Raw genomic sequence first — 15203 nt, 5'->3', positions numbered from 1 at the left:
GCGCCCGTGTCTTGAGGAGTCAACGAAGATGCCGTCGCGCGCTGCGCTGAAGTCGATCTGCTGTGTGCTGGCCCTGAGTGTCTCGGCTGCTGCCATGGCGGGTCCGCCGCCAGGGTACGGTCCGCCGCCGCATTACCACGGCTGGGGACCGGGCCACGGACACGGTCTGCCGGACTATGCGCGGTCCCTGTGGATCGGCAGCGCCCTGTATTTCGTTGCCGCCGGCACCTACTACCTGTGGAACGCCGACCGTCGTCAGTACGTTGTGGTACAGCCGCCGCCTGCCGTGCAGCAGGCACCGGTAGGGGTGAGCTACGACGTGATCGCCTATCCGGCGCGCGGGCAGAACCCCGATCAGCAGAGCCGCGATCGCTACGAGTGCCACACCTGGGCCGTGGGCCAGAGCGGCTTCGATCCGGCGGCATCCACCCAGGCGCCACCGCCTGCGGTCGCTGATACATACCGCCGCGCGCTGGGCGCGTGCCTGAACGGGCGCGGTTATAGCGTCAACTGATTTCCCGGCTTCACGCCGGAACCGAACAGGCCGCTTCGCAGGCTGTCGTGCGGTGAGTCCTTGGCAATCCCTCCCCAGGGCAAGGATTCGGGTTACGCACGCTGCGAGGCGGCCTTCTTTTTTGCGCGCAGTTCGTTAGCGAGCAAGCGCGCTCCTGTGTGCTTGCTGGGTCCCCGCGTTCGCGGGGATGACGCAGGAGAAAACGAATCTTAATCCCGTCACTCCCGCGAACGCGGGACGCGGCTCCATCGCGAACAGCGCTTGCGCTGGCCCGAAGGGGAATAACCCAGAAGACAGTTGCTCCTGCGAGGAGCTAGGTCGCGCTGCGCGCGCTGAGGAAGGTGGCGAAGATGATCAGCGCGCCGCCCGCGAGCATGCGCAGGCTCGGCTGCTCGCCGAACAGCATGGCGGCGAAGGCGATGCCATAGACCGGCTCCAGGGCGAAGATCACTGCCGCCGTGCGCGCCTTGATCAGCCGCAGGCTGGCGACGAACAGGCTGTGCGCCACCCCCGTGCAGAGCACGCCGAGCAGGACCAGCCACAGCCAGTCGAGGGCGCGCACCTGCGGCAGTTGGCCGACGGCGAACGGTAGCAGGCAGAAGAGGATCGTCAGGTTCTGCGCGAAGGCCGCGAAGACCGGGTCGAGCCCACGCACGCTGACGCGGTTGGCCAGCGACAGCAGGGCGAACAGCAGACCCGAGACGATCCCCCAGAGCAACCCGGCGGTGGCGCCCTGGCTGAAGTCCAGGTTCGGCGTCACCAGCACCAGGCCCAGGCACACCAGCGCGACCACCTGATACTCGCTGCGGCGGATGCGCTCGCGGAACAGCAGCCCTTCGAGCAGCACGGTGAAGGCGGGGAAGCTGGCGAAGCCGAGGGTCGCCACGGCGACGTTGCCGACCTTCACCGCGAGGAAGAAGGTCAGCCAGTGCGCGCACAGCAACACGCCGCTGCCGACGAGCATGGCCGCCTGGTGCGCGCTTGGCCGCGGCTGCGCGGCCATGTGCCCGGCGAAGGCTGCGCCCAGGGCCAGTACGCCGAAGAGTGCGCGGCCGAAGACGATCACCAGCGGGCCGGCGAGGATGAGTTTGCCGAAGACGCCGGTCAGGCCGAACATCAGGGCGCCAATGTGCAGGCCGAACAGGGCCGAGCGGGGCGTCAGCTGGGGAACACGCATTGCTCGTCGTGCAACCTCAGGCCAGGCGGGCGCCGTTGGGCAGCGGCTTGTCGAAGCCGGCCAGCACCACCTTGTCGTCGCTGTCGTAGACCCCGGTGACCAGCACCTCGGAGCGCACCCCGGCAATCGACTTGGGTGCGAAATTGCAGACGCACAGCACCTGCCGGCCGATCAGTGCCTCGATGGCGTAGTGCGCGGTGATCTGCGCGCTGGAGGTCTTCAGCCCCAGCGGGCCGAGGTCGACCTGCAGGACGTACGCCGGCTTGCGCGCCTTCGCATTGGCTTCGGCGTGGACGATGGTGCCCACGCGCAATTCGACGCGCTCGAAATCCTGCCACTCGATGGTGTCTGCCGACATCGTTGTTCTCCTTTTCGATGGAGCGGCAGTCTAGGGCCTGGCGCGGTGCTTGTCTGTCGAGGGACTAGCGGGAATTGTCGCGCGCCTCGCGGCGGATCTGTCGCGGCGTAAGGCCGAACTCGCGGGCCAGCGCGGCGGTGAAGGCGCTCTGCGAGGCATAGCCGACCTGCGCAGCGATCTCGCCCACGGCCAGCGGCGTGTTGCAAAGCAGTTCGCGGCCCAATTGCAGGCGGCGTTGGCGCACGTAGTCCATGGGCGTTTGCCCGGTCTCGGCGAGGAAGCGGGCGTGGAAGCGCGCGGCGGACAGCCCGGCGAGCCGCGCAAGGTCCGCCACCTGCAGCGGATGCCCGGCATGCCGGTCGATGTAGCTGTCCAGGCTGGCCAACGGCAGGCGTGTCGCTGATTCGCCGACGGCTTCGGCGCGGGCCAGGCTGGCGAGCAGCAGCAGGGCGCCCTGGCGCTCGATCACCGGGTCTTGCAGGGGGCTGTTGGCGAGCCAGTGGACCAACTGGCCCTGGGCCGGATCGAGTTGCAGCGCGGCCGGGCGTTCGAGTAGCCGGCGGATGCTGTCGGCGTGCTCGCCGAGGCCGCGCAGCAGCAGGTCTTCGTCTTCCAGGTCGAACACCAGGCAATGGCTGCCGGTGGGCGCGGCGCAGGCGTGGTGCGTGCCGCGCGGCACCACCGCGAAGCGCTGGCGGGTGACGCGACTGCCGTGGCCGCCGACCTCGAATTCCAGGTCGCCGGACAGCCCGAGCACCAGCTGCGCATGGTCATGGCTGTGGGCGAGGTATTCGTGGCTGTAGTGGCGCAGGGAGAGGATCTGGCTCATCGCGGACTCCGGGGGCAGGTGGCCAGTTTAGCGCCAAGCGCGCTGTCACGGGACTGTCGCAGCGTCGTCATGATCGGGTCACCGCAGCGGCCGACAATCGGTGAAACCCCGCCGGAGCCCGCCGATGACCAGCGCCCAACGCCTGACCCCGACCAAGAAACAACGGGTGCGCACCCTGTGGATTTCCGATGTCCACCTGGGCACGCGCGATTGCCAGGCCGAGCACCTGGCGGCATTCCTCAAGCGTTACCACGCCGAGCGCGTCTACCTGGTCGGCGACATCATCGACGGCTGGAAACTGCGCGGCGGCATCTACTGGCCGCAGGCGCACACCAACGTGATCCGCCGCCTGCTGACCATGAGCAAGCGCGGCACCGAGGTGATCTACGTCACCGGCAACCACGACGAATTCCTGCGCCGCTACTCGACGCTGCTGCTGGGCAACATCCGCCTGGTCGACGAGATCGAGCACACCACCGCCGACGGCCGCCGCCTGCTGGTGATCCACGGCGACCAGTTCGACGTCATCACCCGCTACCACAAGTGGCTGGCCTTCCTCGGCGACTCCGCCTACGAGTTCACCCTGACCCTCAACCGCTGGCTGAACCACTGGCGCAGCCGCTGGGGCTACGGCTACTGGTCGCTGTCGGCGTACCTCAAGCACAAGGTCAAGAGCGCGGTGAACTTCATCAGCGACTTCGAGGAAGCCATCGCCCACGAGGTGCACAAGCGTGGCCTTAACGGTGTGGTCTGCGGCCACATCCACCATGCCGAGATCCGCCGCATCGGCGAGGTCGAGTACCTCAACTGTGGCGACTGGGTAGAGTCCTGCTCGGCGCTGATCGAACACTGGGATGGCAGCATCCAGCTATACCGGTTGGCCGAGGAACAGGCCCAGCTTGCCGAAGCGCCGGTCGTGGCCGAGTCGGCAGCATGAGGCTGCTGATCGTCAGCGACGCCTGGGCACCGCAGGTCAATGGCGTGGTCACCAGCCTGCGTGCGCTGGTCGCCGAACTCGAGGCCATGGGGCACACCGTGGCCGTGTTGTCGCCACAGGAATTCCGCAGCCGGCCTTGTCCGACTTACCCGGAAATCCCCCTGGTCTGGGACCTCTGGCGGGTCGGCGCGAAGATCGAAGCCTTCGCCCCGGACAGCGTGCACCTGGCCACCGAAGGTCCGCTGGGCTGGTCCGCGCGGCGCTGGTTACGGCGTCGCGGGTTGGCCTTCACCTCGGCGATCCATACACGTTTCCCCGAATACCTGCACGGCCGCTGGCCCTGGCTGCCACTGGCGCTGGGCTATGCGGTGATCCGCCGCTTCCACGCGCCGAGCTCGGCGGTGATGGTCAGCAGCGAACGCATGCGCGGTGTCTTTGCCCAGTGGGGCGTGAGCGACCTGGCGCTGTGGCGCAAGGGTGTGGACAACGGCCTGTTCAGCCCAGCTGCCGCGCCCGAAGGCGAGGCGGTATTCCTCTACGTCGGTCGCGTGGCGCCGGAGAAGAACCTGGAAGCCTTCCTCGACCTGGACCTGCCGGGTCGCAAGCGGGTGGTCGGCGACGGTCCGCAGCGCGCTGAACTCCAGGCGCGCTATCCACAGGTCGAGTTTCTCGGCTATCGCCATGGCGAAGAACTCGCCGAAGCCTATCGCGCGGCCAGCGTGCTGGTGTTCCCTTCGCGGACCGACACACTCGGCCTGGTGATGTACGAAGCCCTGGCCTGCGGCACGCCGGTGGCTGCCTTCCCGGTGCCTGGGCCGCTGGACGTGCTGGTGGAAGGCCTGACCGGCGCCATGGACCCGGACCTGGGCGAAGCCTGCCGTCGCGCGCTGACGCTGGACCGCCACGCCTGCGCGGCCTGGGCGCAGGAGCAGTCCTGGCGCTACTCGGCGCAGCAGTTCCTGGCCCTGCAGCGGCCGCTGGTCGAGGCTCCGCTGGGGGGCGAAGCCTCGGTCCTTGCGGACTAGCCGAACAGCTCGCGTTCTCCGGACAAGCTCTGGTCGACCAGCCACTTGCCGTGGGCGATGGACGCGTGCTGCGCGGCATCCAGATCGGCCATATAGGCCATCTGCGTAGGTAGGGTCTGGCGGCGGCTGATGCGGCCGTCCGGGGCGATGATCTGGCAACCGCCGGCCCAGGGCGTGGGCAGCCCCGGATGCTCGAAGACGCGGGCGATGACGGTGTAGTCGCGATGGGTGCATTGCAGGCTTTGCATGGGGTGGACCTCGCATCGAAGCCGAAGCCGCACCACCTGGCGCCGCTCCGGCAGGAGTGTCCCGCGGTTTGGCGGGGCCTGTGCTTTCGCGCCCCACCACCTTAGAACAGCGAGTCGCATACACAAGGGAAGGGCGACGAAGGGTTCGCCGCTTTCCTTCCGCCAGCGCTCGCGCCAGACTGTCGCGCATGCCTATCCATCGCCTTTCCCGCCTCAGCGATCTCGACGCCGGCCAGTGGGACGCCCTGCTGCCCGACGCCCAGCCGTTCCTGCGCCACGCCTTCCTTTCCAGCCTGGAGGACAGCCGCAGCGTCGGCGCGCGCACCGGCTGGCGCCCGGCGCATCACCTGCTGCACGGCGATGACGGTCGCCTGCTCGCAGCGGTGCCGGCCTACGTGAAGGCGCATTCCTATGGCGAGTACGTATTCGATTGGGGCTGGGCCGAGGCCTGCGAGCGCGCCGGCATCCGCTACTACCCGAAACTGCTGGTGGGCATTCCGTTCTCGCCGGTAGGCGGTGCGCGCCTGCTCGGCGAGGAAGGTGCGCTGGCAGAGCTGCTCGGCGTGCTTGGCGAAGGCGTCGAAGAGGGCATCTGGTCGGGTATCCACGTGAACTTCACCGATTCCCGCGCCGATGCCCTGATCGCCGCGCAGGACGGCTGGCTGGAGCGCCTGGGCTGCCAGTACCACTGGTTCAATCGCGGCTACCGGGATTTCCAGGACTTCCTCGACGCCCTGGCTTCGCGCAAGCGCAAGCAACTGCGCAAGGAGCGCGAGCAGGTCGCGGGGCAGGGCATGGACTTCCGCTGGATGGAAGGCGCCGAGCTGAGCGAGGCGGACTGGGACTTCGTCTACGCCTGCTACGCCAGCACCTACGAAGTGCGCGGGCAGGCGCCTTACCTGACGCGGACGTTCTTCAGCCTGCTGGCCGAGCGCATGCCCGAAGCGATCCGCGTGGTGTTCGCGCGGCGCAACGGGCGGCCGGTGGCCATGGCATTCAGCCTGGTCGACGGCGAGACACTGTATGGACGCTACTGGGGCTGCCTGGCGGACTTCGACCGCCTGCATTTCGAGACGTGTTTCTACCAGGGCCTGGAATACGCCATGGCTGCCGGATTGCGGCGCTTCGATGCGGGCGCGCAGGGCGAGCACAAGCTGATCCGCGGCTTCGAGCCGGTGATCACGCGATCCTGGCACCGCCTCGGCCACCCGGGCTTGCGCGTGGCGGTCAGTGACTTCCTCGCCCAAGAGCGGGTGGGGATTCGCGCCTACGCCGAAGAGGCGAGGGCGGCGCTGCCGTATCGGCAGGTTCCGTAGACGGGATTAAAGACCGGTCCCCGGCCGCTACAACTGGCTCGCGGGGGGCCAAACGGCCAGGGACCGATGCGCGTTCGGGGCTCAGGCGTGGCTCGCCTTGCCGCCCCATTCGAGGAAGCGCACGCGGTGCGGCGCGCCATCGTGATCCAGGTATACGAGGTAGGCGGGCACCATGCCGACCTTCTCGGAGTTGTCGGTGCGGTGCAGGACCTTGTCGATGTCCAGCTGCATGCCGTAGTGGTACTCCTCGGTCGGAATCTCCCGGCCCGGCTCCTTCACCACGTCCTGTGCGAAGGCCATGGGAGCGAGGCTGGTAATCAACGCCGATACGACAGATGCAATCTTCATTCTGGATGTCCTCATAGCGAAGTGGGGTAGCCCCGCCTGGAGCGCTGGCATCAATGTCTGTCGTCGGGTCCGGGGTCGGACAGGGGGCGATGCGTCAGGCTTCCACGGCTCAGCGGGGCGTGGGACAGATATGACCATCCTTTGCCCGGCCACAGAAATTGATGTGCTTGCTAATGAAGATCGACGGGGGTGATGTGGCGGTTTGTCGCAGGTCGGCCACCTTTCCACCTGTAGGAGCGGGCCATGCCCGCGATTCGCGCGCATGGCGCGCTCCTACAACCACACCGCATTCCAGAAGGGGTACTCGCCAATACGTCTGGCGAGCCCTGCACGAAGGGGATTTGCCACGAGGTAACGCGCAGCAGAGCGCAGGTCATCATCCCGGCGCAGTGCCCGATCATGGTAGGCGGATGCCCATAACGTGCCCCCGCTGTTCAGTTGTTGGTTCACCTTACGAGCACTGGAAGACTTCAAACGATTGATGATGCTAGCGAGCTGTTGGCCCTCTCCCAGATGAATCAGCCAATGCACATGATCGGGCATGAGAACCCAGGCCAGCATGCGGCTATCGCCCAATAGGATCTGGTCTTCGAAGCAGCGGGCAGCAGTGCAGGCCGAAGGAAAATGCTGGAAGCGGGGCTGTCGGTGCAGTGTGGTGGTCGTAACCAGGTAGACCATGTGGTCAACGGATACTCGACCCTTACGTAGGGCCGAGTGGCCGAGAGGATGCTTGTTCATGGCGGCGGTCCTCGAAGATGACGGACCGACTATCGCGAGTGGCGCCCGAAATGAGAGCGTTATCCTCCGTGGGATGGCTCCGAATCTCTGTAGGAGCGGGCCATGCCCGCGATCGCGCGCATGGCGCGCTCCTACAAGGGACGCCTACTGTTCAATCCACCCCGACGAACCCGCCCGTCTGGTGCCGCCACAGGCGGGCGTAGAGGCCGCCGTGTTCGAGCAGCTCGGCGTGGCTGCCACTCTCGACGATGCGGCCGTGCTCCAGCACTACCAGGCGGTCCATGCGGGCGATGGTAGAGAGGCGGTGGGCGATGGCGATTACCGTCTTGCCACGCATCAGGGTTTCCAGGCTTTCCTGGATTGCCGCTTCCACTTCCGAGTCGAGCGCCGAGGTGGCTTCGTCGAGGATCAGGAGGGGTGCGTCCTTGAGCAGCACGCGGGCGATGGCGATGCGCTGGCGCTGGCCGCCGGAGAGTTTCACGCCGCGTTCGCCGACGTGCGCGTCGAGGCCGGTGCGGCCCTGGGCGTCGTACAGCTGCGGGATGAATTCGTCGGCGCGGGCCTTGCGGATCGCTTCCTGCAGTTCCTCCGCGCTGGCGCCGGGGCGGCCGTAGAGCAGGTTGTCGCGGATCGAGCGGTGCAGCAGCGAGGTGTCCTGGGTGACCATGCCGATCTGCGCGCGCAGGCTTTCCTGGGTCACGCTGGCGATGTCCTGGCCGTCGATGCGGATGCAGCCGCCTTCGAGGTCGTAGAGGCGCAGCAGCAGGTTGACCAGGGTCGACTTGCCGGCGCCGGACGGGCCGACCAGGCCGATCTTCTCGCCCGGGCGCACTACCAGGTCGAGGCCCTGGATCAGGCCGTTGCCCTTGCCGTAGCTGAAGTCGACGTGCTCGAAATTCACTTCGCCGTGGGGCACCTGCAGCGGCTGCGCACCAGGCTTGTCCACCACCTGGCGAGGGATGGAGATGGTCTGCATGCCGTCCTGCACCTGGCCGACGTTCTCGAAGATGCCGCCGACCACCCACATGATCCAGCCGGACATGTTGTTGATGCGGATCACCAGGCTGGTGGCGAGGGCGATGGCGCCGACGCTGATCAGTCCCTGGCTCCACAGCCACAGCGCGAGGCCCGTGGTGCCCGCGATGAGCAGGCCGTTCATGAAGGTGATGCTGACGTCCATCGACGTCACCACGCGGCCGGCGCCCTGGGCCTTGCGGGTCTGGTCGTCGATCGCCTCGCGGGCGTAGTCCTCTTCCTGGCGTGTGTGGGCGAACAGCTTGAGGGTGGTGATGTTGGTGTAGCCGTCGACGATGCGCCCCATGAGCTTCGAGCGCGAGTCGGAGGCGGCCACCGAGCGGCGCTTCACCTGCGGCACGAAGTAGGCGAGGGCGCCGATGTAGCCGATCACCCAGATCGTCAGCGGAATCATCAGCCGCCAGTCGGCCTCGGCGAACAGCACCAGCGCGCTGATCGTGTAGATCGCCACGTGCCAGAGCGCGTCCACCACCTGCACCGCCGAGTCGCGCAGGGAGTTGCCGGTCTGCATGATGCGCTGGGCGATGCGCCCGGCGAAGTCGTTCTGGAAGAAGCCCAGGCTTTGCTTGAGCACGTAGCGGTGGTTCTGCCAGCGGATCAGGTTGGTCATGCTGGGGTTGATGCTCTGGTGCACCAGCATGTCGTGCAGGGCGTTGAACAGCGGGCGCAGGATCAGCGCCACCACGGCCATCCACAGCAGTTCCTTGCCGTGCAGGCTGAAGAACTCGGCGGGCTTGGTGTTCTGCGCCAGATCGACGATGCGCCCCAGGTAGCTGAACAGCGCCACTTCGATCAGCGCGACTATCAGGCCGACCACCAGCAGCACCGAGAAGATCGGCCAGACCTGGCGCAGGTAGAAGATGTAGAAGCGCACCACCTCGGCCGGCGGCATGTGTTCGGGGGCGCTGCGGAAGGGGTCGATGAGCTTTTCGAAACGGCGGTAAAGCATGATGTCTCTCGTGTGTCGCGGGTCCGTCCTGGACCCGCAGGTTCAGCCTCCGTCAGGCGGGCGTAGCGGTGAGGCTTACAGGCGCTTGGCGGAGAGGATGACCACCGGCTCGCTGGGTACGTTCTGGTACATGCCCTTGTTGGTGGTAGGGACCTTGGCGATCTGGTCGACCACGCCCATGCCGCGTACCACCTTGCCGAATACGGCGTAACCGAAGTCGCGCTGGCCGTGGTCGAGGAAGTCGTTGCCGGTCAGGTTGATGAAGAACTGGCTGGTGGCCGAGTCGACCTCGCTGGTGCGGGCCATGGCCAGGGTGCCGCGCTCGTTGACCAGGCCGTTGTCGGCCTCGTTCTTGATCGGCGCTGCAGTGTCCTTCTCCTGCATGTTCTCGGTGAAGCCGCCGCCCTGGACCATGAAGCCCGGGATTACGCGGTGGAAGATGGTGCCGTTGTAGAAGCCCTTGTCCACATAGGCGAGGAAGTTGTTCACGCTGATCGGCGCCTTGGCTGCGTCGAGCTCGACTTCGATTTCGCCCAGGGTGGTGGACAGCAGCACGTGCGGCTTCGTCGCGTCCGCGGCGAGCGCCGAGGTGGCCAGGACGAGGGAGCAGGCGGCAAGCAGCAAGCGTTTGAACAGGGTCATTTTGCGGAAGTTTCCTGAGGGTGTTGGAAGTGATCGACCTGCTCGAGGAAGTCGAGCAGGGTACGGTTGAACACTTGGGGCTGGTCCAGCGGCGTGGCGTGGCGAGAGTCCTCGATCACCACCAGGCGCGCGTCGGGCAGGCGTTGCACGTATTCCTGCTTGAGTGCCACCGGGGTGTAGTCGCGGTCGGCGCTGATCACCAGCGTTGGACAGGTTATGCGCCCGAGGCGTTCCTGCACACCCCAGCCGATGATGGCGTGCAGGCTGGAGAGGTACGCGCGCTTGTCGTTCTGCGGCCAGCGCTGTTCGATCTTGCGGCGCAGGTCGGCCTGTTCCGGCTTGGGGAAGAGCAGTTTGCCGAGGGCCTTGCCTACGGTGTTCAGCCCCAGCACATGGGCGAGGAACAGCCGGCGCGCGACTTCGAGGTATTCGCGCGGGGTGCGTGGCTTCACCTCCGGGGCGCTGTTGACGATGGTCAGGCTCTTCAGCAGCTCCGGATGACGGGTGGCCAGTTCGAAACCGATCATACCGCCCATGCTGATTCCCACCAGGTGCACCGGCGCCAGGCGCAGGTGCTCGATCATCGCCGCCACGTCGGCGGCGAAGCCGGCGATGCTGTAGCGCTCGCGCGGCTTGTCGGACTGGCCGTGGCCGCGTACGTCGACGGCGATCACCCGGTGCCGGGCCTCAAGCTCGGGGACCTGGAACTCCCAGTCGCGGCTGCTCGAGCCCAACCCGTGGACCAGCAGGACCGGGCTGCCCTGGCCGCTGACTTCGTAGTACAGGCGTTGGCCGTCATGGTGCAGGTAAGGCATGCGGGTTTCCTCCTCAACGGATCGACGAGTCGGCTGGCGCTTCCGGTGCGGCGAAGGGGGCGTCGAGGGGCACGCTGGCGAAGGTCTTCAGCAGCTCGACGAGGATCTGCGTGGCCGGCCCCAGCGGCTTCTCCTTGTTCGGGTAGAGGTAGAAGCGGCTCTCCCGGGTGCCGCCCTGGGCCAGCGGCAAGGCCTTGAGCTGGCCGTCGCGCAGTTCGCGCTCGATCATGTGCCGTGGCAGCCAGCCAAAGCCCAGGCCGTTGCTGACGAAGGTGGCGGCGGTGGCGAGGCTGCCCAGCGTCCAGCGCTGCTCGGCGCCGAGCCAGCCGACGTCGCGCGGCTGCAAGCGGCCGGAGTCGCGGATCACCACCTGCATGTGGGTTTCCAGGTCCTGGTGGGTCAGCTCGCGCTGCAGGCGGTGCAGGGGATGGTCCGGGTTGGCGACCGCGACGAAGTCCACCATGGACAGTTCGGCGCCCAGGTGGCCGGCAATGTGCAGGCCGCTGATGGCGAGGTCGGCGTGGCCCTGGATCAGCGCTTCTTCCACGCCGGAGAGCACCTCTTCGCGCAGCAGCACGCGGCAGCCGCGGCTCTGCGGCATGAAGGCGGAGAGGGCGCGGACCACCCGCAGGGTCGGGTAGGCGGCGTCCACCACCAGGCGCACCTCGGGCTCCCAGCCTTGCTCCATGTGATGGGCGAGGTCTTCCAGCTGACTGGCGGACTTCACCAGTTGCCGCGAGCGGCGCAGCAGCACCTCGCCGGCCTCGGTGAGCACCGCCTTGCGGCCGTCGATGCGCAGCAGCGGCACGCCGAGCTGCTCCTGCATGCGCGCGACCGTGTAGCTGATCGACGATTGCGAGCGGTGCAGGGCGTCTGCGGCCTGGGCGAAGCCGCCGTGATCGACCACCGCCTGCAGGGTCCGCCATTGATCCAGGGTAACGCGGGGCGCTTTCATCCTCGCCTCCTCTTGTCTAATCTGGCGGCCTGCCTGAATCCAGCGAGACCCCCTCATGAAACGTATTTGCTGTGCGCTGTTGCTGTGCTTGCCGCTGACCGCCCTGGCCTACCCGACCGAGGTGGAAAAGTCCCTGAACGGCATGGAAATCGACGTCCAGACCCAGGACATCGGCGACACCATGGGCGCGGTACTGTTGCAGAACTACGGCAAGCAGGACGTGGCCTGCTCCGCGACGTTCCAGAACGGCCCGGAGAATCCCAAGGTGCGCAAGGCTGTGATCCCCGCCGGCAAGACCAAGAACCTCACCGCCAGCTTCGGCCGCTCCATCATCAAGCTGCGCGTGAAGGTGACCTGCAACCCGGCCTGATGTGGCCGACACTGGCTTCAGCCTAGGACCGGACAGGAATTAAATCAACTTGTTCGATAGATTGAAGCAGAATTTTACGCTTTTTAATCGATAAATCTCTCCATAAGCTGACCTCCATCGACGCAACGACCGATGGAGGTCCAGCAAATGTCCCGTGTCCTGGTTATCGAAAGCAGCGCCCGCCAACAAGGTTCCGTATCCCGCCAACTGACCGCCGAGTTCATCGCCAACTGGCGCGCCGCCCATCCGGCGGACGAGATCAAGGTACGTGACCTGGCTGTCGAGCAAGTGCCGCACCTGGACGCCGACCTGCTGGGTGGCTGGATGAAGCCGGCCGCGGAGCAGAGCGAGACCGAACGCGCCGCGCTGCAACGCTCCAACCTGCTGACCGATGAGCTGCTGGCCGCCGACGTACTGGTCCTGGCCGCCCCCATGTACAACTTCGCCATCCCTAGCACCCTGAAGTCCTGGCTCGACCACGTGCTGCGCGCCGGCGTCACCTTCAAGTACACCGAGACCGGCCCGCAGGGCCTGCTCACCGGCAAGCGCGCCTACGTGCTGACCACCCGTGGCGGCGTCTACGCCGGCGGCCCGCTGGACCACCAGGAACCCTACCTGCGCCAGGCCATGGCGTTCATCGGCATCCATGACGTCACCTTCGTGCATGCCGAGGGCCTGAACATGGGCGGCGAGTTCGCCGACAAGGGTTTGGCCAAGGCTCGCGAGCAACTGGCCGCGGTGGCCTGACCGCCTTCTCCCCCGACTCTCTCCTTGCGCGCCCCCACGCTCCTGGGCGCAATGCCCGGTCGACGGCTTCCCCGCCAATGCCGACCGGGCTTTTTCTTTTCTGGTCGCGGCATGGTTACCACCAGCTTTCTGCTGGGGCCCCGCGTGCGCGGGGAAGGCGCCGAGGCTCGATGGGTAATAGGGGGAGGGAACCTGAAGCCCGCGCGGGGAGAAGACGCTGTCCAGCGTCCCCCGTCGTCCCCGCGAACGCGGGGATCCAGTAAACGGATACGCGCAGTCATTGATCGCCAGGCCAGGGAAGGTTTCCAGCTCCGCTCGCCGCGGACCCGCTACGCTTCCTTCGCCGGGCCAAAACCGCTATTTTCCCCGCCCCTTTCTGGTGCTGCGGTCATGCCTTACCTGCTTTTCGTCACCGTCCTCTGGGCGTTTTCCTTCAGCCTGATCGGCGAATACCTCGCCGGCCAGGTGGACAGCTACTTCGCCGTGCTCACCCGCGTGCTGCTGGCCGGCGCGGTGTTCCTGCCGCTGACCCGTTGGCGCGGGGTGGCGCCGCGCTTCATCGGCGGGGTGATGCTGGTCGGCGCGCTGCAGTTCGGCATCACCTATGTCTGCCTTTACCAGAGCTTCCGGGTGCTGACGGTGCCGGAAGTGCTGCTGTTCACCGTGCTCACGCCTTTGCACGTGGCGCTGATCGACGATGCGCTGAACCGCCGCTTCAACCCCTGGGCGCTGCTGGCCGCTGCCGTTGCCGTGCTGGGCGCTGCGATCATTCGCTATGACGGCGTCAGCGGCGCCTTCTTCGAAGGCTTCCTGCTGCTGCAACTGGCCAATGCCACCTTCGCCGCGGGGCAGGTCCTTTATAAGCACCTGGTCGCCCGCTATCCCTCGGATGTCCCGCAGTTCCGCCGCTTCGGCTACTTCTTCGTCGGCGCGCTGCTGGTGGCGCTGCCGGGCTGGCTGCTGTGGGGCAACCCGCAGAAGTTGCCGAGCACCGAGGTGCAATGGTGGGTGCTGCTGTTCATGGGCTTCGGCGCGACTGCGCTCGGCCAGTTCTGGTGGAACAAGGGCGGCACCCTGGTCGATGGCGGCACGCTGGCCGTGATGAACAACCTGCACGTGCCGGTCGGCTTGCTGATCAACCTGCTGATCTGGAACCAGCACGCCGACCTCGGGCGCCTGGCGCTGGGCGGCGCGGTGATAGTGGCGTCGCTCTGGGTCAATCGCCTCGGGCTGCGCCGGAGCGTACCGGCATGAACATTTCCGGACGGGGCGTGGCGCTGTCCCTGGCCGCCTCGGTGCTATTCGTCACCCTGCCTGGCTACCTGCGCTGGCTGGCGCCTCTGGACAGCGTGCAGGTGGTGGCGCACCGGGTGGTCTGGTCGATCCCCATGGTTCTGCTGCTGGTCTACTTCACAGGCCAGACCGCAGTGCTGCGCGACGCCGCCCGACGCTTGCTGCGCGAGCGCTGGCTGCTGCTGTGCTTCCCGCTGAGCGCGGCGATGATGCTGGTGCAGTGGGGCGTGTTCATCTACGCGCCCATGATCGGCCGGACGCTGGAGCTGTCCCTCGGGTACTTCCTGTTGCCGCTGACCATGGTGCTCTGCGGTCGGCTGTTCTATGGCGAACGCCTGACGCCGCTGCAGAGCATCGCCGTCGCATTCGCCCTGATTGGCGTGCTCCACGAGCTCTGGCTGACTCGTGCCTTTTCCGCGTTCAGCCTGATCACCGCGCTGGGTTATCCACCGTATTTCATGCTGCGCCGGCGCATGGGCGTGGACGCGCTTTCCGGCTTCGTCTTCGAGATGCTGGTGTTGCTGCCCTTCGCCGTGTGGACCATCTGGCACTTCGGCGATCGCCACGTGTTCGTCGATACGCCGCGCCTGTGGGCATTGCTGCCGGTGCTCGGGCTGATCAGCGCGCTGGCCTTCGGCGCCATGATGGCCTCCAGCCGGCTGCTGCCGATGGGGCTATTCGGCATCCTCAGCTACGTCGAGCCGATGCTGCTGTTCGCCTTGGCCGTGCTGTTCCTCGGTGAGAGTTTCAGGGCCGAGCAGCTGTGGACCTACGGGCCGATCTGGCTGGCGATTCTGCTTACCGGCTGGGACAGTGTGCGCCTGTTGCGCAAGCAGGCACGGCGCGGAATGAATGGCTGAAAACGAAAAACCCCGGCAGCATGCCCGGGGTTTTTGCTGTGCGGCTC

At 66.7% G+C, this 15203-nt stretch carries 18 protein-coding genes; 8 read left to right on the top strand and 10 right to left on the bottom strand.

Annotated features, from left to right (window positions below; all coding sequences use genetic code 11):
- The first annotated feature begins 28 nt into the window (after positions 1-28).
- The gene (locus PKB_RS20135; protein WP_043253881.1) at positions 29-514 is read left to right on the top strand and encodes a hypothetical protein; all 486 of its coding nucleotides are present in this window, start codon (positions 29-31) and stop codon (positions 512-514) included.
- 313 nt (positions 515-827) lie between these two features.
- On the opposite strand, the gene PKB_RS20130 is transcribed toward PKB_RS20135, so the two are convergent.
- The 3 genes from PKB_RS20130 to PKB_RS20120 form a co-directional block, all read right to left on the bottom strand.
- On the bottom strand, positions 828-1676 hold the full coding sequence (locus tag PKB_RS20130; RefSeq protein ID WP_043257551.1) for a DMT family transporter: 849 nt from the start codon (positions 1674-1676) through the stop codon (positions 828-830).
- 31 nt (positions 1677-1707) lie between these two features.
- Entirely contained in the window at positions 1708-2049 is a 342-nt protein-coding gene (locus PKB_RS20125) for a tRNA-binding protein (protein ID WP_043253880.1), read from the bottom strand.
- Positions 2050-2113: 64 nt separating this feature from the next.
- Positions 2114-2878, bottom strand: a complete 765-nt coding sequence (locus PKB_RS20120; RefSeq protein WP_043253878.1) for a helix-turn-helix transcriptional regulator — start codon at positions 2876-2878, stop codon at positions 2114-2116.
- A gap of 124 nt (positions 2879-3002) precedes the next feature.
- Here PKB_RS20120 and PKB_RS20115 point away from each other — a divergent pair, with 124 nt between their 5' ends.
- Both PKB_RS20115 and PKB_RS20110 read left to right on the top strand, forming a co-directional pair.
- The gene (locus PKB_RS20115; protein ID WP_043253876.1) at positions 3003-3815 is read left to right on the top strand and encodes a UDP-2,3-diacylglucosamine diphosphatase; all 813 of its coding nucleotides are present in this window, start codon (positions 3003-3005) and stop codon (positions 3813-3815) included.
- Complete coding sequence (locus PKB_RS20110; RefSeq protein WP_043253874.1) at positions 3812-4840, top strand: glycosyltransferase family 4 protein; 1029 nt, start codon at positions 3812-3814, stop codon at positions 4838-4840. Before PKB_RS20115 ends, PKB_RS20110 begins: the two co-directional genes overlap by 4 nt.
- Here the strand turns inward: PKB_RS20110 and PKB_RS20105 are convergent.
- Entirely contained in the window at positions 4837-5088 is a 252-nt protein-coding gene (locus PKB_RS20105) for a hypothetical protein (RefSeq protein ID WP_043253871.1), read from the bottom strand. The two genes, PKB_RS20110 and PKB_RS20105, sit on opposite strands and share 4 nt — an antisense overlap.
- 188 nt (positions 5089-5276) lie before the next feature.
- Here PKB_RS20105 and PKB_RS20100 point away from each other — a divergent pair, with 188 nt between their 5' ends.
- On the top strand, positions 5277-6404 hold the full coding sequence (locus PKB_RS20100; protein WP_043253869.1) for a GNAT family N-acetyltransferase: 1128 nt from the start codon (positions 5277-5279) through the stop codon (positions 6402-6404).
- Positions 6405-6485: 81 nt separating this feature from the next.
- Here the strand turns inward: PKB_RS20100 and PKB_RS20095 are convergent, their stop codons facing one another.
- From PKB_RS20095 to PKB_RS20070, 6 genes are all read right to left on the bottom strand, one after another.
- Positions 6486-6752 (bottom strand): DUF2790 domain-containing protein, encoded by a 267-nt coding sequence (locus tag PKB_RS20095; protein ID WP_043253868.1) that lies wholly within the window; start codon positions 6750-6752, stop codon positions 6486-6488.
- Between the two features lie 273 nt (positions 6753-7025).
- Entirely contained in the window at positions 7026-7490 is a 465-nt protein-coding gene (locus PKB_RS20090) for an REP-associated tyrosine transposase (RefSeq protein ID WP_043253866.1), read from the bottom strand.
- 151 nt (positions 7491-7641) lie between these two features.
- Complete coding sequence (locus PKB_RS20085; protein WP_043253864.1) at positions 7642-9474, bottom strand: ABC transporter ATP-binding protein; 1833 nt, start codon at positions 9472-9474, stop codon at positions 7642-7644.
- Positions 9475-9549: 75 nt separating this feature from the next.
- Complete coding sequence (locus PKB_RS20080; RefSeq protein ID WP_156958144.1) at positions 9550-10110, bottom strand: peptidylprolyl isomerase; 561 nt, start codon at positions 10108-10110, stop codon at positions 9550-9552.
- A 2-nt stretch (positions 10111-10112) separates the two neighbouring features.
- The gene (locus PKB_RS20075; RefSeq protein ID WP_043253861.1) at positions 10113-10931 is read right to left on the bottom strand and encodes an alpha/beta fold hydrolase; all 819 of its coding nucleotides are present in this window, start codon (positions 10929-10931) and stop codon (positions 10113-10115) included.
- A gap of 13 nt (positions 10932-10944) precedes the next feature.
- Positions 10945-11886: a PA3225 family LysR-type transcriptional regulator gene (locus PKB_RS20070; protein ID WP_043253859.1), complete on the bottom strand. Its 942-nt coding sequence runs from the start codon at positions 11884-11886 to the stop codon at positions 10945-10947.
- 55 nt (positions 11887-11941) lie between these two features.
- On the opposite strand from PKB_RS20070, the gene PKB_RS20065 reads away from it, so the two are divergent.
- The 4 genes from PKB_RS20065 to rarD all read left to right on the top strand — a co-directional run bounded on the left by PKB_RS20065 (position 11942) and on the right by rarD (position 15156).
- Positions 11942-12256 carry a hypothetical protein gene (locus tag PKB_RS20065; RefSeq protein ID WP_043253857.1) on the top strand — a complete coding sequence of 105 codons (315 nt, stop codon included), beginning with the start codon at positions 11942-11944 and terminating at the stop codon, positions 12254-12256.
- Positions 12257-12403: 147 nt separating this feature from the next.
- The gene (locus PKB_RS20060; RefSeq protein ID WP_043253856.1) at positions 12404-13003 is read left to right on the top strand and encodes an FMN-dependent NADH-azoreductase; all 600 of its coding nucleotides are present in this window, start codon (positions 12404-12406) and stop codon (positions 13001-13003) included.
- Between the two features lie 390 nt (positions 13004-13393).
- Entirely contained in the window at positions 13394-14257 is an 864-nt protein-coding gene (locus PKB_RS20055; RefSeq protein ID WP_043253854.1) for a carboxylate/amino acid/amine transporter, read from the top strand.
- On the top strand, positions 14254-15156 hold the full coding sequence (gene rarD / locus PKB_RS20050; RefSeq protein WP_043253852.1) for an EamA family transporter RarD: 903 nt from the start codon (positions 14254-14256) through the stop codon (positions 15154-15156). Before PKB_RS20055 ends, rarD begins: the two co-directional genes overlap by 4 nt.
- Positions 15157-15203 lie beyond the last annotated feature (47 nt).

Origin of the sequence: Pseudomonas knackmussii B13 (assembly GCF_000689415.1) — a bacterium.
Classification (GTDB): Bacteria; Pseudomonadota; Gammaproteobacteria; order Pseudomonadales; family Pseudomonadaceae; genus Pseudomonas; species Pseudomonas knackmussii.
Note: the sequence above shows the minus strand (reverse complement) of the source record. Positions and strands in the feature narration are given on the sequence as shown.